Here is a 21,374-nt window from a genome sequence, read left to right on the forward strand (position 1 = left end):
GCGAATGGGGCTGGCGGGACTCGAACCCACAACCAACGGATTATGAGTCCGCTACAGCGGGCGTCTTTCATAGGGAAACAGGGCAAAAGTAAACCTTTTAAGGGCTTTTCCGTCCTAGTTTTGGGCCGTACGGGCTTTGGTGGGTAACCAAATCGGTAACCAGGAAAGTTAACCAGGTTGACGACAGGTTGACGCTTCGGATTTCTTGAAAAGTTTCTCGCGTGTCTATGCTCTTGCGATTGAACATTCTCGAAAAGTTTTCTTGCCCGTTTGGTTTATTTTTCGGTTGATTCGGCCCTGGTGATAGAGAGTCAATTCTTTTTATCACTTACGGAGTCAGAACAATGACAGATTGCCAGCCGGAACGCCGGACAGTCACGCAAACGGGCACGCTACTTGAGGACATTCGAGAGGCTATCGAACAGCCGGGTTTTATTTCCGGTCCAGGAACGCGGCCGACAGCACTTCGAGGGGTGGCGGCTCTTTGCTTGTGCCACGGCATGGGGTGGACTCAAGAGGATGCGGCGGAGGCGTTGGGGTTTTCCGATCAGTCTGGAGTGGCTAAGGCCATGGAGCGATCAGCGGCCCGGCTTCGCAAGTTTATGGCAGTCGATTTATCTCACGCTCGAAATGCCGGCGTGCTTTGTCCTCATTGCGGAGAGGACACAACCGAGACGGGAGAAGAGGCGGTTTTCGAGCTTCCGGCCGATGGCTTCCAGGTGGTTGATGATCCACGCCGGAAGTTTCAATAAGCGTCCGGCGTTTCCCGTAAATAAGCAACCTACCACAGAGAGCAGAAATGAGCATTGCAACCGTTATTTTAGGCGAGTCTGGCAGCGGAAAAACTTCCAGCCTACGCACGCTTGACCCGAACCAAACCTTGATTATCCAGCCGGTGAAAAAGCCGTTGCCGTTTCGCTCGGCAGGCTGGGAATCGTCCGTACGGCCTACAGATGATCCGGCCGAAATTCAAAAGATTATCCCGGAAGCGTACAGAGCCGGGAAGCGGGTTTTCGTCATTGACGATTTTCAGTACACAATGGCGAACGCTTTCATGCGTCGGAGCGGTGAAAAGTCTTTCGATAAATTCACTGAAATCGGCCGGTCAGCTTGGGACGTTATGCAAGCGGCCAACAATGGGCCGAACGATGCGCGCGTCTACTTTCTTTGGCACACCGAGACAACAGCGGACGGCCGGACGAAGGCCAAGACCATTGGCAAGATGCTCGACGAAAAGATTACCGTTGAGGGCTTGTTCTCAATCGTCTTGCGTTGCCATTGCCTGGACGGACAGCACTTCTTCACAACCACTACAGACGGTTCAGACCCGGTCAAATCTCCGTTTGATATGTTTGCTTCGCCGAGCATTCCTAACGATCTCGGCCACGTAGACGCGGCCATTTGCGAGTATTACGGGATCCGTTAAACGGCCCGTTCATTCAGCGACTTACCACAGCACTTTTTACCACTAGAGAGAGGCGATTTCATGCTATTCACGACAAATGCAAACATCACCACACTACCGGCGTTTCATCCTATGGCCGGTCCATCGAGAGCGGACATTAAGGCGGGGGCCGTCAAGGTTCGCAAGCGGCCGAGTCCTGCGGAATGTTGCAGCACGGTCGAACTGATTGACGAACTGCAACGGCGGGGAGGGGGCGGGGAGAACGCTGGAGTTATTGCAATCCAGGACGGAGCCGGCACGAATCACATCCGCGTTTTCGGAAACTTGGCGATTGTGACGCTCTTGTTTCTGGGGGCTCAAGTGGCCGTTTCCCGTCTCGTTGGGCGAAGCGTTAAGGAACTCTAGGGATCCACTCGCACCAAGCAACCTACCACTTTTTTCACTCTACGACAAAGGCTTTTTCATCATGGCAGCTATTGACTGGAATCACGACGACTATCAGGAATCACGCGGCGGGGGACAACTTTACCCGGCCGGTGACTATCTTGTGAAGATCGTCAAAGAAGAGAAGCGGGAAACCAAGACGAAGAACGGCGATCTCTTGGCGTTGGAATTGTCTATCGGGGACGGAGAACACCGGGGCGGCGTTCTGTTCTGGTCTCTCAATCTCTGGCACAACTCAACTCGGACTCGCGATATTGCACGGGGAGAATTGAAAGGCATTTGCAACGCCATTAACAAGCCAACGTTGCGGGACACTTCCGAGCTTTGCGAGATCCCGTTTATTCTCACGTTGGGGCTGAAAGGAACCGGGGACGACATGCGGCAAACGTTCCAGCGATGCCAGCCACGGAACAACCGGCCGCAACCACCACCACAGCAGCCGGTTCAACAGCCGTCCCAACAGTACACGCAGCAGCCACCACAGCAGCCGGTTCAACAGCCGGCCGGGCCGCAATCACAGCCGGAACCGGGGCCGGGTGCTCCAGTCTGGTAACGACGAACGCCGGAACGGTTTCCCCCTGGTTCGATTCCAGGGCCGGCTTTTGATTTTTTTACGCAACCTACCACAAGCGAGAAAGAGCAATGCAGGCAAGGCCATATCAAGCCGATTCGATCCGGTTCGGATACGAGGCACTTCGAAGGGATCCACAGGCCCGGCCGTTGCAGGTCATTCCGACAGGCGGCGGGAAAACAATCATCTTGTCGACGATTGCACGGGATGTCACAACGCATTGGGGCGGCCGATGCTTGATTTTATCGCACGTCAAAGAGCTAGTGGGTCAATCAGCGGCCGAGATTCTTGAAGTTGATAGCACGCTAGACGTGGGCGTTTATTCGGCCGGTCTCAAGCGGCGTGAGACAGAAAACGCAATTATCACGGCCGGGATCCAGTCCGTTTATAAACGGGCGGCCGAGCTAGGGCCGTTTAACATGGTTATCGTCGATGAGGCCCACTTAATTCCGCCAGACGGAGAAGGAATGTATCGGACATTTCTGCAAGATGCAGCAATGGTTAACCCCAAATTCCGGCTGATGGGGTTAACGGCAACTCCTTACCGGTTATCGTCCGGATTGATCTACGGAGAAGGCGAGATTTTCACGGAAATTGCCTACGAAGTCGGCGTTAGGGAACTCATTGCCGATGGGTATCTATCCCCGCTGGTCTCAAAGCGGGTGACAGAATTCGACGATAGCGGCATTCGGGTAACCAGGGGAGACTACAACGCTTCGGATATGGAATCTTCCATGCTGCAAACGGTCTCTGAAGCCGTTCGCGAAACAATCGGCCGGACGAAAGACCGCAATAGTGTCTTGATCTTCTCGGCGGGCGTGTCTCATGCGGTGGAGATTTGCAATTTCCTACAGTCGGCCGGCGAAACGGTCGCGTTGATCACAGGCGATACCGATCCGGCCGAGCGTGACGAAACTATCGTTAAGTTCAAGGCCGGAGAGATCAAATATCTTGTCAACGTCAACGTTTTAACAACGGGATTCAACGCACCGAATGTTGACGCGGTCGTTCTGTTGCGTTCAACGCTTTCGCCGGGGCTTTATTATCAAATGGTTGGCCGGGGCTTCCGGCTGTTTCCGGGGAAAAGGAATTGCCTGATTTTAGATTTCGGCGGGAATGTCATGCGTCACGGGCCGGTTGATCAAGTCAACATTGGACACGGCAAGAAACGAAAAGGGGAAGCCGGCGAAGCACCTAGCAAGGTGTGCCCGCAATGCCAGTCTGAGAACGCAGCCGGCCGGGCATTGTGCGTCGATTGTGGCTTTGCGTTTCCGATCCAGGAGAAGCCGAAGCACGAAGCGGAAGCGGACGACGTTGCCCCGTTGTCCGGGGAGATCACAGAGGACGTTTTTGAGGTCCACGACACGGAGTTTTATCTACATACCAAGATGGGGGCCGATGAAACGGCACCAAAAACAATGCGTGTTGACTACATGGTTTCATCGGGCAATAGCATCAGTGAATGGATTTGCATTGAGCATGATGGTTTTGCGGGGGATAAGGCCCGTAAATGGTGGGCCGAGCGTTCACGCTTGCCGATGCCACACACGGCAGCCGATGCGGTGAACATTGCCCGGCTCGGCGGCTTGTCAGTCACTCGCGAGATCACACGGCGGAAAGTGTCCGGGGAGCGGTTCTCATCTCTGGTTGATTATGTCCTGGATGAACGGCCGGAAGTCGGCGAAGCCGGGGCCGATCCGCTTGAAGAGTTTGAGGAAAATCGAGGACTCAAACAGCTTGCGTTGATTGATCCCGATGACGTTCCATTCTAACGATAAGAAAGGCAAGCAGTGAATCACAATAACACGAAAGGTGAGTTCAATGAGTAGGCATTGTTCGCAGGAGCTGGCGGCGGATTACTCGCCTCAAAGTTACTGGGATGGAATACGGTTGCGGCGTGCGAAATTGAGAAATCCAGGCGGCGGATCCTATTGCAGCGACAGAGAGACGGAATCCTTGACCGGTTCCCGATATGGGACGACGTCCGCACTTTTGACGGCCGACCCTGGAGAGGACTTGTCGACATTATCACCGGAGGATTCCCGTGCCAGGACGTCAGTATTGCGGGTACAGGAAAAGGGCTTGCCGGCTCACGTTCGTCGCTATGGTTCGAATATGAGCGAATCATTGAAGAAGTTAGACCTAGTTTTATCTTCGCGGAAAACTCGCCAAACCTGCGAACTAGAGGACTTACCAGAATCGTCAAGGGACTTGACCGCCTGGGGTATGACTGCCGGTGGGGTGTTTTGGGAGGTTGGCACTTCGGCGCGAGTCACAAAAGGAACCGAATGTGGGTACTTGCCTACGATCACAGTTCAGGACGCCAGAAACAATGGAGGTCCAAGCCAGATGAGGAGGAATACAAAGCCTTTGAATGCGGTTGTGGGTGGCCCCGTGAACCCGTACTGGAGCGAGTGGCTTATAGGGTGGCCAATAGGGTGGACAGACTTGAGGCCGTTGGGGATGGACAAATTCCAATCGTGGCGGCAACAGCATTTAAGTTGCTTTCTGAGGGATTACTCTAACGACAAGAAAGGCAAGACATGTGCGATAAAGCAAAGCGGTCAATCAAAGCCGGTTTAAGGAATCGGCGGGCTATCCTGGTTATTGCTATGGGTGGGGAGTGCGAGTTTTGCGGCTCGGCGAATCGTCTCGAATTCCATCATACGGAGCCCAGAAAATGGGTTGCGGCAAAAGTGAATCAGTCGACACGCCAGAAGATGTACGAAAAGGAATTCCTTTCCGGGAAACTCGCGTTAGCGTGCAGTGATTGTAATAAACGGCTCGGGAAGCCAGTAAGCGACAATACAAAGGGAAAACGTCAATAATGCAATGCCTAGACTACGCGAAAGAGTTACACGAAGCGGGAATTTCTGTTTTCCCGGTCGGATCCAATAAGGTTCCACGGGGGCCATGGAAGCGGTTTATTAAGACCCGGCCAACAGCGGAAGAGGTCCAGGGCAGTTTTTCGCAGCCGGTCGGGATTGGCCGGGTATGCGGGGCGATCTCTGGCAACTTAGAGGCGATTGATTTCGACATTGACGATGAGGCCGAAACGGACTTAACCACAGACGATGCGTTGAGGGCGTGGGCGGCAATTGTGGACGAATTGCGGCCGGGATTGCGAAGCAATCTCTGTCTAATCCGGACGCCACGACCCGGCTATCACGTTAACTATCGCTGCGAAAGCCCCGTAGAGGGCAACCAAAAGCTAGCATATGTGCCGAGCCGATCACAGGCCGGCAAGTGGAAGGCAATTTTAGAGACACGCGGGGAGGGCGGTTACTGTCTATCACCTGGATCGGCAGATTTTTCGCATCCGTTGGGGGCGTCGAACTATCAACACATCGCCGGGCCGAAGTTGTCGGAGTTGCAGACGATCACGGCCGATGAGAGGGCCGTTCTATTGCAGGCGGCCCGGCAGTTCAACTGCAAGCCAGAGCTTGTTTCACATGAGCGTCCGGCCGGGAATTCCGTCGACCGGTCTGAAGGGATCCGGCCGGGCGATGATTTCGAGCAACGTACGACATGGGCGGAAATCTTAGAGCCGGCCGGCTTCACGTTCGTTGGTTCCGAGGGCGACACCGGACGTTGGCGACGTCCAGGAACAAAGAGTTTACTGTCTGCGACCACAAACGCGGGCGGCTCGGGCTTGTTCTATCCGTTCTCGCCGAATTGTGGAATGGAACCGAACCGGGGTTATAACAAGTTCTCCGTTTACGCTTGGCTGAATCACGGCGGCGATATGTCAGCGGCGGCCAATGAGTTGACGCGTCAAGGCTACGGAAAGCGGGCCGATCTAAGCCACGTGAACATTGACGAGGCGTTAAGAACGGCCGAGAAGCGGAACGAAGAAAAAAGCCAGTCAACCGAATTTCCGAGCCACTTATTACACGTTCCGGGGATGATTTCCGGCTTAATCGATTACACGATTCGCACGGCGTTTATTCCACAGCCGGTTTTGAGCTTGGCGGCTTCAATCTCTTTGATGGGGGCGTTAATTGGCCGGAAGGTGACAGACGATTTCGGAAGCCGGGCGAATGTTTACACGGTCGGGCTTTGCCGATCAGGTGGCGGCAAGGAACACAGCCGGAAAGTGAACAAGGCGGCATTAGTTGCAGGCCAAGCCGATCCGATTATTGGCCCGGAAGAATTCGTTTCGGGGCCGGGAATTATCAACGCCATTGGCGAGCCAGATGAGCCGGCACTCTTGTTTCAAAATGATGAGATCGGCCGATTCCTGAAGTCTATCGGCAATGGCCAGAAGAATCCTCATTTGTATCAAGTTGTTACCGTTCTTATGAAGCTTTTCACATCGTCCGATTCTGTTTTCTTGGGAGCGGCGTACGCGGATTCAAAAAAGAACATCAAAATAGATTGCCCGAACGCTTGCCTATACGGGACGACGGTTCCGGGATCGTTTTTCGACTCATTAGAAAAGGAGAGTTTAACGGATGGCTTCGTTTCAAGGTTGTTGATTTTCGAGGGGGACGACAACGCAGAGATCAACACGCGGCCAGTTCGCGAAGAGTTTCCGGCCGAGCTTGCAGCGGACGTAAAACGCTGGTTTGAGTTCAAGCCGGGCGGGAACTTGTCGGACATTACAGCACAGCCGAGAGTCGTTCAAACAACGCCGGACGCCGGAAAGATGTTGATGGATTTCACAGTGAGAAGCTTATCGCAAAGAGACGATGACATTGAACAAGCATTGTGGAGCCGGGCCGGGGAGAAGGCCCGCAAGCTTGCTCTTATTCACGCTTGTTCAGAGAGTTTCGATGATCCATTGATTGATACGCACGCGGCCGAGTGGGCCATTGAGTTGGTGACCTACTTAACGCAGCGTCTTCTTTCGATGGCGGTTGATTACGTGTCGGAAAATGAACATGAACGCAGTTGGAAGAAGCTGGAAAGAGTGATTCAAGACCGGGGATCAATTCGCTCATCGGAGTTGCACGCAAAGACACGATTTCTCAAGGCTTCCGAGCGTTGGGGAATGCTAAAGGAACTGGAAAGCCGGGGCGTTATTGCCATCTCGGATGAGGGCAGTTCTGGCGGAAGAAGAGCGTCAATGATTACCTGGACGGGGGATTGAATGGTGAGTTTTATATCTTTGGCAATTGTTGCCATTGTTGCTTTTTTAGTTGGCTATGAAGCCGGAAGGGATTAATAGAATGGCAATTAACGGATGCAAAAAAGGGAAAGCAGGAGAGAGAGAGCTTTCTCATGCTCTTAATGGTTTGCTCGGCACGTCTTGCCGGCGTGGTCAGCAGCACACCGGACTGGAAGGAAAAGACGTTGTGGGGCTCGATGGTATCCACATTGAATGCAAGAGGGTTGAAAAACTCAACCTGGACAAAGCCGTTCAACAATCCGTGCGGGACGCATCGGCCGAAGATGTGCCGGCCGTTTTTCATCGTCGGAATCGTCAGCCCTGGTTGGTTACGGTTCGGCTCGATGACGCGGTTTCATTCGCGGAAAGGATCCTGGAGAACAAAGCGGCGGGGGATTCTGAAGCACTGGCACATATGTTTCTAAACAATCAATTCACAGAAGAGTAAGCAGCAACCTACCACAAACACGAAAGAAAGAACTTATGACTAAGAAATCCCATAAAACCACCATGCCATTCTCTGTAATGGCGGCCGGTAATGTCGACAAGTTCACCGGTTCCATTAAGCGGGCCATCCGTCTTTTTCGGTCAATGGCGGCCGAGCGGGGAAAGGTGAGAGAGCTGGAATCTCTGGTGTCTCTTTACTCTCGCGAGCTTGGCAAGATGTCGGTTCGATACGCCGAGAGTGCAAGCCGGGGCGATTTGCTGAAAATGCAGGTGGGCGAACTCAAGGAGAAGTTGCAGGCGGCGGAACGCCGAAAGAATGAACTCTCTAGCAGAAACGCAGATCTCACCATGCAATTGCAGTCTGAGAAGGCAATGAGAATGACAGCCAACAATCGGCACTTGAAGTCTGAAGAAGAACGGCAAGTTCAAGGCGAGCTTCTAGCCGATTACCGGGACCAGCTAGAGCAGGCCAACAAGACGCTGGCAATGTTCTCTGAGATGTCATTTCGGGAGCTTCTCGGCTGGTTCTTCGCCAGTCGTTAAGCCGGGCCGGCTTCTTCACTCTTTGACCTATCACAGAAAGCAGACGAATGAATTGCAATCAGCGCACGACTTACGGAATCATGAGCAGCCCGGCCAGTTCATGCAGGAAGTACGGATGGTGGCCGGGGACAATCGTAACGGCCGATCCGTTGCAGGCCGGCGACTGTCCACCATTGTTGCGAATCCTGGACGTCGGAACGATGCGAGTGACAGTTGAAGTCGTCCAGGTTGGCGACTTACAAACCAAGCGACCGCGAGAGGTTGCCGAAACTTCACAGCCGGGCGTTTTCGAGTGGTTCCACCGTATGCGGAACTGGCAAGTGTCCGAGCATTCGCCGAGCAAACATCTAATCTTGAAGAAAGCCGCAGCAAGAGAGTTGCTAGACGAATGGTTCCGGGCAGCGACAGAAGGGAGGGACGACAACGCGGAGGCAATCAGCCAAGGTCTCCGGGAGCTTCTCGCGAGCAAGTAGGCAAACGGCCCTGGAGAAATCCGGGGCCGTTTTTTTATTTTCAGAAATAACTTGCGTAAGTTTGTTGCACTGTCGGTTAAACTTGTATGAGATTCTTTCTCACGCGGACAGCAACCTACCACGAACCGAAGGCGATCCAATGAACATCACGCGGACGCAATGCGACAAAACTTATCTTTACGTTGATAACGTCATGGGAGTGACGAGAGATTTTCACGAACATATCGCGGCTTTCGTATTGCATGCAACGCCATTGCCGGGAATCATTGGCGATCTCTTTGAGATTACGATACTCAAGGGGTACAACGCCGATGGATCCGACAGGGGCATTGTGAACTGGCAAGATTGAATTCTCTTTCAACCGAAGGCGATCCAATGAGCAAGAAAAAAAGCAAGATTCATAGACAGCCGATCTCAGGCCCGGTTGATTGGTGGGACGCATTCAAGGCAGCAGCCAAGAAAGACGGCCGGCCGTTATCCGAATGGGTGACCGATCTCTGCAAAGACGCGTTGCCGGCGAGCGAACGAAAGAAACTCAGCGAGAGAACGCCACAGGGCCGGCCAAGAGTTGAGAAGGGCAAGGAGCAATGAGACCACGGACCGAACTTGAGGAACTCGGCCGAGCCATCCAGGCATTGCGGGCCGAGCTATTGAAGATTCTCTATCCGGTCATAGAGCCGGCGTTAAACTTCCTTGCCGGCGTTCTTCGTTGCCGGCAAGGAGATCAACCTACCACAAAGGAAAAAGATAAATGAAGACAATTACCGAACACATTGAGCAGCTAATAGCGGCCGGCGTTGAATCGCCGAGCGTTTTAATTTCCTATGAGGATGGAAAAGGAAAGTGCATTGGCCCGCATTGGGTTATCACGGCTGGGGGCAGGGTGAACGGGAAGGCTGCGCAATGTTCGCAAAGAGTCACGGCGTGGGCAGCAGAGAGGGCCAGGTGTTGTGCGATTCAAAAAACGATCCAGATAGCGTTCGAAAGGATGGCGTTTTTTGCGGCATGCCACACAGCGAGCGATTAACTACGATTCCAGTCTAAGCAACTCAGAAAAAGCCCGGTCCAGGTTAAGCTTGAACCGGGCTTTTTCGTTTTCTCGAAAGAAACTTGTGCAAGTTTGTTGACCGTCAAAATAAACTTGTGTAACATTTCGGTTCACGAGACAAGCAACCTACCACAGCAAACGGAAATAAGACGATGGCGAATGCAACACGCAACGAACGAATCCAGAGAATGGAAAAGACACTTTCAGGAATCGCCGGCCGGGCCGTTGAGTTAACAATCAGGGGAGAGAAGGCGTTTACATTTTCATACGCCGGCCGTCCAGGGGAAGCACAGGCGAAGCTTTATAAGTTCTTCCAATCGTGGGCCGACGGATCCGTTAACCTGGAATGCGAATACGACGAAGAGTTCCAGGAAACTTTCATTTTCCTAGAGATCTCATAAACGTTCAATCTCGGCCGGTCCAGGAATTACCAGGGCCGGCCGGGCTAGCATTTAGCTCGGCCATTGTTTTTTTCTTACACAATTTCGACTCAACCGGGCCGTCAATAAAAATCAGGGGGATTTGATGCCAGACGTTAGGGAATTTTTAGACGATTCACTTTCTAGTGAAATGCGGGATCTTATCCACTCGCTACGCCGAACGATTGCCGGCTATGAGGCGGCCCTATTCGATGGCGGCCGGCCGGGGGATGATCCGGCGTTGTCGGCGTATCATGCGGCTATGTCGTCTCCGTTGAGTTGCCGGGCTGATCATAGTGAGTCGGCAACAAGAAAACTCATTCGAAAGAAAGGAACGAAGCCATCCAGCCGAAAGTGGATGAGCTACCAGGAAGCACGAACTCTAGTCCACTCGCTAAGAATACCCGAAAAGACCGGCAAGGCCGCCCGCAATGGCTGGCGGGCATATTGGAAAGAGAACAACCGACCGGACGGTCTGCCATTCGATCCAATTTCCGTATACAAAGACTTTGTCGATTGGTCGGATTTTCTTGGAATGTCGGCCAATGAATTATCAGGCGAAGCAAACAGGCTAGAGGGCGAGCGAATAATGAGAGTTATAGTTGCTAATAGAATCGAGTCAGTTTCTCAATATAGGTCGTTCCGGAAAGACCTAGCGGGAGAGGTGGCTAAATTGCCGGCGTATTCGACCCTTGCAAGGAAAGAATGGTTCAAGGGGTTTCCCAAAGTGGAAGGATCCGCATCGGCTCGTCACGAAAGTCGCACCTCCAGAGTATACACGGGGGACTTCAACGCCAAAAAGTTCTATTCCTATTGCATCAGGCATGAAATCACATCTATCAAAAAACTGAAGACTCACAGGCGAACACTAACCGACGAACAGTGCCAGGATTGCCCTACGAGGGAATACTTGCAGAAGGACAGTTCAGGCTTTCTAGGCTTTCCGACAATCGACGAAGTAGACGAAGCCAAGCAGCAATAATCCGGCCACACATCGCCAGGAGCCACAGAGAGCCGTCAGGACGCGTTCAACCGTCTTGGCGGCTCTTTTTACGTCTTGTGCCCGCAAGTCTTCTCTCAGGGTCACTCTGGAGTCCTGCGGAGCGAACCTGGCCGACACTCAACCACGCCGGCCGGTTCCAGCTTTCAGCCAGACTACAAATCAACGGAACTTTATGGGCTTTTTGGTAAATGCCATTTACCAATAAGTTTTGAGGGAATACCGCAAGAATCATCTAATAATAATAAAAAAAATACTTTTTGGTATATTGGTATCTCTGTTTCAATCTCTCATTCTCTTTTAATCTTGAACCTCTAAGAACCAATTACCAATAAGTTTTTTCGTCGACGTAACGTTCTTGAAGGCAACAGCTTGTGGAGAAAACTTTTTGGTAAATGCCATTTACCAATAAGTTTTGAGGATACCATAAACGGTCATTGATGAAACGTGGGACTCTTGCAGGCGATTCTATCCAGCCACGCCACGCACGCCACGGCTGCCATTGTGGCATATAGCATGACTGCCAAAATGGCAATCGGGTCCTTTTTGGCGTCTCGGTCCGTACTGGGTCAGGCGGAGGTACTGGCCCTATTGGTAGTTACATCCAATCAGCCGGCCGGGCCTGCCTGTCGTTCTGGCAGTGTCATACTTTTGCATAGGGGTACACGACGCGAACGTTACAGCAGGCGGCCCGAAGCGGCCCGGAACTTAGCTAGGGGAATGAAATGTGAATCCAGAAATCATTGCCGTATTGGTCGGCGGGGCCATTGGAATCCTAAGCGGATTTATTGCGTGGCTTACTCGAATTTCTTTCAATGTCGGCTGGATCAAGTCCACCATTGAGACACAGCTAGCCAGCCATGAGAAAGAACTCAATTCGCTAGACACGCGAGTTGCCACAGTAGAGCAGAAAACAGCAACACATGAGGCAAGGCTTGACCGGCTCATCGACGATTAGTTTTTTTCACGCTGGCGATTTGCTGGCATGCTACGGGGCCGACAAAGCGAGCCGGGCAATTTCGGCCGTTACGTCGTCGTTAATCTCGCCGGCTGGCTTGCGGTTTCCGCCGTCCCACGTGGGCATCATTGTCCCATTGCACGGAATGTCGTTGCTAGAATCAACAACGATGTCGGGCCGGGAGTGCTTGCACGCTGGCGAGGAGGTTAGCGGGATCCAGTTGGCTAAGGCTTGGGATCGGGTTAGAGATTATTGCCACAGCGGGGGCCGGGTTGACGTTTACGAGCTAACACCAGGAAACACGCTATCCAAGGCAGAAACGGCTTGGCTAGCCGAAGTTGCTGGCTATTTACTCAAAGATCGGGCGGAATACGACTACATCGGGGCGGGGTTCTCGGGCACGCGGATTCTAAGTGCGTTGCGATTATTTAATGCGAAAACAGACCGGCTATTTTGCTCAGAGCTATGCAGTTATCTCTTGCAGTCTCTCGGCCGGCTCAACCGTCGCAATCCTTCGCGTCATTCCCCGGCCCGGCTATTACGCGAATTGGTACGAACTGGCGTCTATCGCAAACGGGTTGCGTTAGGCTTGCGGCACTGTAAATGAAGGGAATGAGTATGCGAAGTTCAGGTTTAGCGGCGGCATTCGGCCGGATCACATTAGGCCACGTCGTGGCGGCTATTCTTGCCGTTATGGTGGCATCAAGCACCAGCGAAGTTTTCGGCATGGGGCCGGGCGAAGTTTCGCCGGCACTTGTTAAGTGTCATTCGCCTGATGGCGGTTTGTGCTCCGGCGTCGTTGTCGATCCGTCTGGAGTCGTCTTGACGGCCAAGCATTGCGGGGCTGACGATACGATTGAAGTCGTCTTGCACGGGACGCAGGAGCGACTCCAGGCGGTTAAAATCATGGAGGACGGGCCACCGGAAGGGGCCGTCGCGTATCGGCTTCCGGCCGGCAAGTATGATTTCTATCCGGTCGGATCGGGACCACCAAAGACAGGTGACGAAGTCTATTCTATCGGCTATCCGTCCGGCCAGTTCGCCTACGGCAGCGGCACGGTTATCCGGGACTCTCTAGCGTCCACAAGCTGGGCGGAAGGTTTATTTTTTCAGAACATCACAGACCTAACGGCATCGCCTGGATGGAGCGGCGGCCCGCTATTCAATTCCAATGGCGGCGTGATTGGATTATGCAGTAACGGCGGGGAAGGTTATACAGCGTTTGTGTCGTACGGCTCGATTGTGAGAACGTACTATCAGGCCATTACGCAAGGTTCGAAAGTGGTTGTTTTCACGTTGCCAGACAAGCAATGCGGGCCATGCGACCGGCTAAAAAAAGCGATTGACGACGGGCAATTTCCCGGCTACAGCTTCCAGGTTGTCACGTATCGGGACGGCGTAGGGTTCGATGATGAAGAATTGGCGGCGGCTTTCTCTCAAGAGTGTCCATCGGCGGCCGGGAAAGGCTTCCCGATTATATGGGTTCCTGGATCGGGGCCGAATGGGTACCAAGCTGGCTATCAGTCGAGGCGGCCGGTTATGGCGTTTTTGGAACGGGTTGCAAATCTCGTAATTCACGGACCGCAACCGAAGTTCCGGCCGGGGGGAATTCAACCACAGCCGGATCCAGTCAGCATTGACACGGAAGCTATTCAAGAGAACGCCAAGCGAGCGGCGGCCGAAATGGTCAAGACGCTCGAAACGGAGTTGCAGGAGCTTCGCGAACATCTTGGAAACGCAAGAGGCGAGATTGAAACACTCAGGGCAGAAGATGCCGGAATCCTAGAAAAGATTCAAGCGGTTTCCGCGTTGCGAAACGAAGCTAAGGCCGGGAAAGAATCGGTCATTGCAATCAGGGAAGCGGCTAGCCCGCTATCTGTTCTCGGCCTACTCGGCGGGATTGTCACGGGCATCGTACGGCGTCGATGGGGGGTTGCATGAGCAGTTTAATCGCAACGGTGGCATTTTGGGCTATTGGCGTTTTCGCCGGTGAATTCACGGACGCGGCGGCGTCCAAGCTTAACCAGTCGGCCCGCAACGGTTTGAGAAGCTGGCTAGACAAGACGACGAAAAAAGGCAAGCGATGAACCACAGCACTAGAATTTCACTGTTTCGAAACTTGCTCGGCCACTTGCGGGCGGGCGGGCCGAGCCGTCGAACCATGTTCGAGGTCGGGGCAGTCCTGGAAGCTATGGGGTACAGCGTTGGCGAGTTGCAGGACGTTCTAAGAAGCACGCGGCCGGATCAATTGGCGGTTCAGCTTGCCGACTCTTTTGAGTTTCCCGGCGATGAATACGACGACATTGAAACAGGCCAAGGCAAAGGCGGGCAACCGGGGGGCGATGATTCCGAAACTGGCGAGAATTCTGAGGAATCGGCCAGGATTGAGGGAGCTACCCCGGTTGCCGTTTTGGGATTGCCGAAAACGATTGTCGAGGTCTTGCAGGCTTCCGGATATCTGGAAGTTGAGCAAGTTTCCCGCAATTCAGCGAACATTGAGGACGTCAACGGCATCGGGCCGGCATCCGCAAACAAGATCCGGGAAGCCCTGGACGACTATTATAAGAAACTCAAGGGGGGATTAGATGCGACCGTTTTTTGATTGGCTATTGGTATCGCTTATTTGCTTCACGTCATACGAGCTTGTCGACGTTGACGAGTGCCACTATTGCACTGACGAAGTTTACGGCAAGAAAGGCGGAAAGCGGCTTTGTCTTGATTGCTATCGGTCCGAATGATTGAGCCAATCCTAGTTGGCTTCGTCCAATTCTTTTACATCCTATTGCTAGGGCTGCAATCCAGGTTTGTGCGAGACGGGCAGAAAGTTCACGCGGCAATCACTTCGTTTTTGCTCGGTCTTTCTGTCTTATTCGTACAACCGGCAATCATCAGGGCGGCCATTCTGGAGCCGTCAGCAGACGTTTTGATTGCGTTCGTAATTGCCGGCCCGGCCGGAATTTGTGCGGGAATGTTCTTACATGACAAGTTTTTCTGCAACAGTTGAACACCTATGGAACTTTCGCGGCGTGTGGGGGTTTCCGGTTCTCGCGTTGGCGTTGGCTATTCTTATTGAGGTTGCACGTTGATGGATTTAGGTTTGCCCAGGCTACCCGACACCGGAAGCCGTACACAATTCGAAACAGGGGCCGTACGGGATGCGGCGGCCGGAAAGGGGCTTCCATCGGCCATTCCGTACGTGGCGATCCAGAAGCTTGCGCAGCGTTACGAGGACGGCCGGGCAAAGTATCCCGACGATCCGGAAACGGGCCGGCCGAACTGGCAAAAGGGTATCCCGCTTTCAAGGTTTCAAGATGCAATCGTCCGGCATTCCTACCAGTGGGCAGAAGGCGACCAGTCTGAGGACCATTTAGGGGCCGTTCTATGGAATGCGGCCGGGGCGGCATGGACAGAGCAGGAAATTAACGCCGGCCGCTTGCCGGCCGATCTCGACGACCTACCACACCGAAAGCGTTGACACATGGCACGCGTTTTGATCATCGGCGACACTCATTGCCCCGGAATGTTGCCGGGTTATCCGAAGTTCCTGGAGTCGATCTATAAACAGTGGTCTTGTGATACCGTTGTTCACATCGGCGACCTAGTAGACTGGCACGCCATCAACTTTCATGGCAAGCAGCCGGAAACGCATAGCGTTGATCAGGAAGTGAAGGAAGCCCGCAAGCAGGTGGCCCAGCTCGGCCGGCTATTTCCAGAGGCTCATTGGCTAACGGGCAATCATGACGCATTGCCGGCAAGACGAGCGGAAGCGGCCGGGCTTCCTAGCGACATTCTTCGAGGCGACACCGACTATTGGAATCTTCCAGGCTGGCAAGTCTATCCGCGTTACGACTCTCTCACGCTTGACGGCGTTTTGTATTCTCACGGCGAAACAGGAAGCCAGGGCCGATACGCGGCCACGAATCAGGCAAAAGAGAATACGTGTTCAACCGTCATTGGGCACTTACACGGAAACGCCGGCGTCAACTTTTTAGCGAACCGAGCCCGGCGAATGTTCGGGCTTTCCGTTGGCTGCGGAGTGGATTGGAGACAACTTCAGTTTGAGTATGGTCGGAAGTTTGCACGCAAGCCGTTAATCGGTTGCGGCGTTGTCCTGGATGGCAGTTACGCATATTGGGAACCGGCAAATCTAACATAACGGAACGCAATGAGCAGTTGCAGCAAAGACGAAGCGTCAAATAATTGGCACGCAGAGAACCGGGCAGCGTCTCAAGATGTCTTTCTAAACTTCAAAGCAGCATTGACACGCGGGCCGGTTGAACCGCAACGCCGGGCCGATTGTAAGTTTGATTTTCTTTCATTCTGCGACCATTACGGCGGGGAAGCGTTTAGCTTGCCATGGTCGAACGCACACAGGCGGGCGGCCGAGTTGATTCAATCGGCGGCCATCAATGGCGATCAATTCGCGTTCGCGATGCCGAGAGGCTCGGGGAAAACAACCGTCAGCCGTTGGGCCGTTGTCTGGTCTGTTCTGTATGGCCATTCTCCGTACTCCGTTCTCATTGGAAAAACGCAAAACTCAGCACAGAAATTGCTGAAATCTCTCAAGTCGTCTTTTCGTTTCTCAGAGCCATTGTTTGCAGATTTCCCGGAAATCATTGCACCATTGCGGCACTTGAAAGGCGAAACGCGAAAAGCACAGGGCCAGAAGTTCCAAGGCGAGCCGACAATGATCGAATGGGCTCAAAATCAAGTCGTCTTTGCATACTTGCCCGAAAGCTACATCAAAGAGGCCCGGCTCAAGTTTGGCGACGACTACGGGGCCGGCTGCGGTTCGATCATTGACGTGTGCGGCATTGAAGGGGAAATCAGGGGCCGGCAATACGAGCGGCCGAGCGGGGCCATTGTGCGGCCTACACTGGCAGTCGTCGACGATCCACAAGACCGGGAGTCAGCGAAAAGCACCGGCCAGTGCGACGAAAGGGAGCAGGTTATCAAGGCCGACGTGCGATATCTTGCCGGGCCGGATCGTGCAACGGGCATCGTCATTCCCTGTACGGTGATTTACGAAAACGACGTTGCCGATAGGCTTCTGAATCGGAAAGAGAATCCAGAGTTTCAAGGCGAGAAAAGCCAGCTTGTGGAAGCGTTTCCCGGCACAGGGCTAAGCGAGCCGGAGCAACGGGCAACTGATGCGCTTTGGCAAGAATATCGACGGATCCGAAACGAGAGCTTCGAGAATGGAAACAAGGGCGTTGAATCGTCTGAGTTCTATTTAGAGAACCGGCCGGCCATGGATGCCGGATCGAAAATGAGTTGGCCCGAAAGATACTTTGCCGCTAAAGGCGAGATCTCGGCCGTTCAACATGCCATGAATCTGTTTTTCAGCGATGAAATGGCATTCATGGCGGAATATCAGAACAAGCCATTGCGGACAACGGAGGACGAAACAGCGGCTTTGATTCCGCAAGAGGTAGCCCGGCGATTATCCGGAGTTTCTCGCAATCGAATCCCCGATTCATTGAACCGACTTACGGCATTTATTGACGTTTCAAAGGATGTTCTTTGGTACACGGTCACGGCGTGGGGGCCGGGCTTTACCGGCTCGATTGTATCCTATGGGGCGTTCCCGGATCAGCCGGCGAATCACTTCACATTATCGACGATCAAGAACACGCTAGCGGAAGGATCGGCAGCGGCCGGGGAAGGGGCCGGTCTTGAGTCGTCTATTGCTTGGGGCTTGCGAGAATTAACGAGTGACATACTCGGCCGGGAATACCTTACAGAGTCAGGCGACCCGCTACAGGTCGAATTGTGTCTGATTGATACAAACTGGAATCAGTCAACGGAAGTCGTCAACGCGTTTTGTCGACGGTCTCGGTTCAAGGGGATCCTCTACCCGTCCAGGGGACGGGGCGTCACATCTCCAGACGATGCACTTGTTAGCCCAAAAACTAAGCCGAAGCCCGGCGAAAGACGCGGCCAATGGTGGAAGCTTCTTCCGTCCAGGAATAACGGCGGGCGTTATGTCTTGTTTTCATCGAATCATTGGAAAACGTTTATTTACAATCGGCTTAGCGTTCCAGTCGGCGAACCGGGGGCATTGAGTCTTTATCAGGCGAACGCATCGGCCCATAAGATGCTAGCCGAGCAATTAACAGCCGAGCGATGCACTCGGGTAACGATCAAGGGCGAAACACTGGACAAGTGGAATGAGATTCCAGGGCGAGACAATCACTTGTGGGATTGTGTTGCAGGTTGTGCGGTCGGGGCGTCCATGTTGGGCGAGAAATTAACGGCCACGGCACCACCAAAAAAGGCAGTGAAAAGACGTAAACGCAGGCGTGTTAGTAACTTGCTGTCCTAGTGTCATATTTTTGCATAGGGGTATAAGAGGCGAACACAATGAGTGAAGAAACGAGCATTGATAAAATTCTGAAAACAGGCGTCAAAAAAGTCACGGTTGACGGAGTGGCCACGGAGTTTCATGACCCGGACACGCTTAACAGGCAGAATCGGCGAAACGACCCAAACGCAAAGAAGCGGCGTCCAGTAGTCTCTAGTATTAACCTTTCAGGCACATAATGGAAACAGTCGTTGACGTCTGCGGGGTTGGCCTAGATTCCGAGCCGGCAAAGCTTGAGTATGATGCAGCGAAAGGCGGGAATAAACGCCGGCCGTTTTCGCCGGTATTGCGTCACGAAGATACCGTTTTGCCGATCCATAAGCGGAGAACCGTTAGCGGTGGAGTTCGCGGATTGCGTCGCAATCTGTCTATTCTCGATTGGGCTATTCGGCGTCACCTGGATTACACGACTCAATTTCACTTGCAGAGTCAGAGCGGAAATGATGCGTTTGACGAATTGTTTGAGCAGTGGTTCCACGGCGTTTCACAGCCGGAATCTTTCGACGTTCGCGGCCGGTTCGGCTTTGACGAATACTTGAGAACGCTTGAAGCTTGTGCGGTCATTGACGGCGATTGTGGTTCCATGAAGCTTGCCAGCGGTCACGTGCAGGCTATTGAAAGCGATCTCATTAAGAATCCGGCTGATGGCGTCTATCGCGGTCGGTGGATTAACGGCGTACGCGTCTCTAATTCCGGGCGTCACTTGGCGTATGCGATCCACAATAGAGGGGCTGGCGGGAATGGTTACGAGTTCAACCGAATTGTGACGAATTCGCGTCTATTCCTTCACGGATATTACAGTCGGTTCGATCAAATTCGCGGAATCAGTCCGTTAGTTTCGGCTGTTAATGATTTTCAAGATATCTACGAAGGCAAAGAGCTAGCATTTGCGAAAATGAAAGTCAATCAGCTTTTCGCGTTGGCTTTCTATCGCGATGCCGACGAATCGGCCGGCGATCTCTCTAGTCAAGGCGACGACGAAGAACCGTCCGGCTATGATGTTAATTTCGGGGCCGGCCCGGCGTTATTGGACATGGAGCCAGGGGACCGGGCGGAATTCCTGGAGAGCGATTCACCGGGCGTTAATACTCAAGAGTTCTTACAGCTTGTTATACAGATTGCGTTGAAGGCTTTGGACATTCCATTTTCGTTCTTCAATGAGTCGTTTACAAACTTCTTTGGTTCGAAGTCGGCATGGTTGCACTATGAGCGTTCATGCGTGAACAAGCGAGCCCGCAATCTACGCTGGGCGTACGATTGGATGCTATGGCGGTTTCGTCTCGCGTTAATTCGCGGAGAGATCACGGCACCGGCCAGCATTATCCGAGAGGCTTATCAGGGCCGGAAACTCTGGTTTGAGTTCGTTCCCGTTGGGATGCCCTGGTGGGATCCGTCCAAAGAGATCAAGGCTGATATCATGGCCATTCAGGCGGGGCTTAACAGTCCGCAAAGAGTTTGCCGGCAGCACGGCATTGATTTCTATGAGATTCAGAAACAGCGAAAGAAAGCGTTTGAGTATTCCGAAAAACTCGGCGTTCCTATTGTCTTAGAGGGAAATTCACCGGATGTTACTAGCGACGATCCAGAAGGCCGAGAGTGAACTACAGATTCACATTTATGACGCAATCGGCAAGCGTCCAGACGGTTCCGGCGTCTCAATGGAAGATGTCGTTAAGCAATTGAAGGCGAACCGGGAAGCGGAAACGGTTCACGTCAGAATCAATAGCGGCGGCGGCTACGCTTGGGAAGGTTTCGGGATCTATAACGCATTGCGAGACGATCACCGATTTGTTCGCGTTACGATTGATTCACTGGCGGGCTCGGCGGCTTCCGTCATTGCGATGGCCGGCGATCACGTGGCAATGTTCGAGACGTCCGGCATTATGATTCATAATCCCTATTCGACGGTCCGAAACGGGCGTAAGAAGGATTTTGAATCGGCGATTCAGCAATATGAAACGCTGCAAGGCAATTGCGTTCTCGCGTATCGCGAGAAGACGAAACTAGATGATGCAAAGCTTGCCGAGCTAATGGACTCAGACACCTACTTGAATGCTCAAGATGCGTTGAAGTTGGGGTTTTGCGATGAGATTTTGACCGGGCAAAAGCGGAGCCCGGTTCAATTGGACGTTTCTTTTCTCTCGGCTGATTCCGAGAGTTTTCAGCAGGCCGAAAAACTTCAGGCCGTTACTACGAAAGATCAAAAAGTTATGACCGAAGAACGTAAGACTGAAGGGTTTGACCTGGACGAATTCAAGAAGTTCAAGGCCACTTTCGGAGCCGAGGACGCGGCCGAGTACGTGGAAGCCGAAATGAGCTATTCGGACGCATTGGCAAAGCACGTCGTCAAGCAAGGTGAAGCACTGGCAGCGGCAAACAAGGCATTGGCAGAAGCCGAGACCAAGTCTAAGGAATTGCAGGCGTCGCTAGCGGCCCTGGACGTCGACGGGGAAGACAGCAGCGTTGACGGAGGCGACACGGACGCGGACGACGACGACAAGCCGAAATGCTGGGCTGATATCGTCAAGTTCAAGTAAGCAGTAAAGCGGCACGGCTCACAGACTTTTCAAGCAACCTACCACACAGCTTTTG

Annotated in this window: 25 protein-coding genes; all 25 read left to right on the forward strand. The window is 53.1% G+C overall.

What is annotated here, in order from left to right; all coding sequences use genetic code 11:
• Window positions 1-344: 344 nt before the first annotated feature.
• The 25 genes from Mal48_RS00805 (at window position 345) to Mal48_RS00920 (ending at window position 21,319) form a co-directional block, all read left to right on the forward strand.
• Window positions 345-752: a hypothetical protein gene (locus tag Mal48_RS00805; RefSeq protein ID WP_145195168.1), complete on the forward strand. Its 408-nt coding sequence runs from the start codon at window positions 345-347 to the stop codon at window positions 750-752.
• Between the two features lie 47 nt (window positions 753-799).
• Window positions 800-1,426, forward strand: coding sequence for a DEAD/DEAH box helicase family protein (locus Mal48_RS00810; protein WP_145195170.1), 627 nt, complete (start codon window positions 800-802; stop codon window positions 1,424-1,426).
• A gap of 60 nt (window positions 1,427-1,486) precedes the next feature.
• The gene (locus tag Mal48_RS00815) at window positions 1,487-1,810 is read left to right on the forward strand and encodes a hypothetical protein (protein WP_145195172.1); all 324 of its coding nucleotides are present in this window, start codon (window positions 1,487-1,489) and stop codon (window positions 1,808-1,810) included.
• A gap of 61 nt (window positions 1,811-1,871) precedes the next feature.
• Window positions 1,872-2,402: a DUF669 domain-containing protein gene (locus Mal48_RS00820; protein ID WP_145195173.1), complete on the forward strand. Its 531-nt coding sequence runs from the start codon at window positions 1,872-1,874 to the stop codon at window positions 2,400-2,402.
• Window positions 2,403-2,491: 89 nt separating this feature from the next.
• Window positions 2,492-4,192, forward strand: a complete 1,701-nt coding sequence (locus Mal48_RS00825; RefSeq protein ID WP_145195175.1) for a DEAD/DEAH box helicase — start codon at window positions 2,492-2,494, stop codon at window positions 4,190-4,192.
• A 60-nt stretch (window positions 4,193-4,252) separates the two neighbouring features.
• Window positions 4,253-4,945 carry a DNA cytosine methyltransferase gene (locus Mal48_RS23820; RefSeq protein ID WP_145195178.1) on the forward strand — a complete coding sequence of 231 codons (693 nt, stop codon included), beginning with the start codon at window positions 4,253-4,255 and terminating at the stop codon, window positions 4,943-4,945.
• A 302-nt stretch (window positions 4,946-5,247) separates the two neighbouring features.
• Entirely contained in the window at window positions 5,248-7,512 is a 2,265-nt protein-coding gene (locus tag Mal48_RS00835; RefSeq protein WP_145195180.1) for a bifunctional DNA primase/polymerase, read from the forward strand.
• 79 nt (window positions 7,513-7,591) lie between these two features.
• Window positions 7,592-7,978, forward strand: a complete 387-nt coding sequence (locus Mal48_RS00840) for a putative PDDEXK endonuclease (protein WP_197441938.1) — start codon at window positions 7,592-7,594, stop codon at window positions 7,976-7,978.
• Window positions 7,979-8,013: 35 nt separating this feature from the next.
• Window positions 8,014-8,520, forward strand: a complete 507-nt coding sequence (locus Mal48_RS00845) for a hypothetical protein (RefSeq protein ID WP_145195182.1) — start codon at window positions 8,014-8,016, stop codon at window positions 8,518-8,520.
• 47 nt (window positions 8,521-8,567) lie between these two features.
• On the forward strand, window positions 8,568-8,993 hold the full coding sequence (locus tag Mal48_RS00850) for a hypothetical protein (RefSeq protein WP_145195184.1): 426 nt from the start codon (window positions 8,568-8,570) through the stop codon (window positions 8,991-8,993).
• Between the two features lie 139 nt (window positions 8,994-9,132).
• On the forward strand, window positions 9,133-9,342 hold the full coding sequence (locus tag Mal48_RS00855) for a hypothetical protein (RefSeq protein WP_145195186.1): 210 nt from the start codon (window positions 9,133-9,135) through the stop codon (window positions 9,340-9,342).
• A 26-nt stretch (window positions 9,343-9,368) separates the two neighbouring features.
• Window positions 9,369-9,584 (forward strand): hypothetical protein, encoded by a 216-nt coding sequence (locus Mal48_RS00860; protein ID WP_145195188.1) that lies wholly within the window; start codon window positions 9,369-9,371, stop codon window positions 9,582-9,584.
• Entirely contained in the window at window positions 9,581-9,748 is a 168-nt protein-coding gene (locus Mal48_RS23040) for a hypothetical protein (RefSeq protein ID WP_197441940.1), read from the forward strand. Before Mal48_RS00860 ends, Mal48_RS23040 begins: the two co-directional genes overlap by 4 nt.
• Window positions 9,749-10,193: 445 nt before the next feature.
• Window positions 10,194-10,442, forward strand: coding sequence for a hypothetical protein (locus Mal48_RS00865; protein WP_145195190.1), 249 nt, complete (start codon window positions 10,194-10,196; stop codon window positions 10,440-10,442).
• 124 nt (window positions 10,443-10,566) lie between these two features.
• Complete coding sequence (locus Mal48_RS00870) at window positions 10,567-11,442, forward strand: hypothetical protein (protein ID WP_145195192.1); 876 nt, start codon at window positions 10,567-10,569, stop codon at window positions 11,440-11,442.
• A 745-nt stretch (window positions 11,443-12,187) separates the two neighbouring features.
• Complete coding sequence (locus Mal48_RS00875) at window positions 12,188-12,418, forward strand: hypothetical protein (protein ID WP_145195194.1); 231 nt, start codon at window positions 12,188-12,190, stop codon at window positions 12,416-12,418.
• A 27-nt stretch (window positions 12,419-12,445) separates the two neighbouring features.
• Window positions 12,446-12,628: a hypothetical protein gene (locus Mal48_RS00880; RefSeq protein WP_145195196.1), complete on the forward strand. Its 183-nt coding sequence runs from the start codon at window positions 12,446-12,448 to the stop codon at window positions 12,626-12,628.
• A gap of 402 nt (window positions 12,629-13,030) precedes the next feature.
• On the forward strand, window positions 13,031-14,359 hold the full coding sequence (locus Mal48_RS00885) for a S1 family peptidase (RefSeq protein WP_197441941.1): 1,329 nt from the start codon (window positions 13,031-13,033) through the stop codon (window positions 14,357-14,359).
• Between the two features lie 142 nt (window positions 14,360-14,501).
• On the forward strand, window positions 14,502-15,020 hold the full coding sequence (locus Mal48_RS00890) for a hypothetical protein (RefSeq protein WP_145195199.1): 519 nt from the start codon (window positions 14,502-14,504) through the stop codon (window positions 15,018-15,020).
• A gap of 483 nt (window positions 15,021-15,503) precedes the next feature.
• Complete coding sequence (locus tag Mal48_RS00895; protein WP_145195201.1) at window positions 15,504-15,893, forward strand: dATP/dGTP diphosphohydrolase domain-containing protein; 390 nt, start codon at window positions 15,504-15,506, stop codon at window positions 15,891-15,893.
• Between the two features lie 3 nt (window positions 15,894-15,896).
• A complete protein-coding gene (locus Mal48_RS00900; protein ID WP_145195203.1) occupies window positions 15,897-16,574 on the forward strand; it encodes a metallophosphoesterase in 678 nt (225 codons plus the stop codon).
• Window positions 16,575-16,583: 9 nt separating this feature from the next.
• The gene (locus tag Mal48_RS00905; RefSeq protein WP_145195205.1) at window positions 16,584-18,743 is read left to right on the forward strand and encodes a terminase gpA endonuclease subunit; all 2,160 of its coding nucleotides are present in this window, start codon (window positions 16,584-16,586) and stop codon (window positions 18,741-18,743) included.
• Window positions 18,744-18,781: 38 nt separating this feature from the next.
• The gene (locus Mal48_RS00910; protein WP_145195207.1) at window positions 18,782-18,961 is read left to right on the forward strand and encodes a hypothetical protein; all 180 of its coding nucleotides are present in this window, start codon (window positions 18,782-18,784) and stop codon (window positions 18,959-18,961) included.
• On the forward strand, window positions 18,961-20,382 hold the full coding sequence (locus tag Mal48_RS00915; protein ID WP_145195209.1) for a phage portal protein: 1,422 nt from the start codon (window positions 18,961-18,963) through the stop codon (window positions 20,380-20,382). The genes Mal48_RS00910 and Mal48_RS00915 overlap by 1 nt, the downstream gene beginning before the upstream one ends.
• On the forward strand, window positions 20,348-21,319 hold the full coding sequence (locus tag Mal48_RS00920; RefSeq protein WP_145195211.1) for a head maturation protease, ClpP-related: 972 nt from the start codon (window positions 20,348-20,350) through the stop codon (window positions 21,317-21,319). Before Mal48_RS00915 ends, Mal48_RS00920 begins: the two co-directional genes overlap by 35 nt.
• Window positions 21,320-21,374 lie beyond the last annotated feature (55 nt).

It is taken from the genome of Thalassoglobus polymorphus (genome assembly GCF_007744255.1).
GTDB classification, from domain to species: domain Bacteria; phylum Planctomycetota; class Planctomycetia; order Planctomycetales; family Planctomycetaceae; genus Thalassoglobus; species Thalassoglobus polymorphus.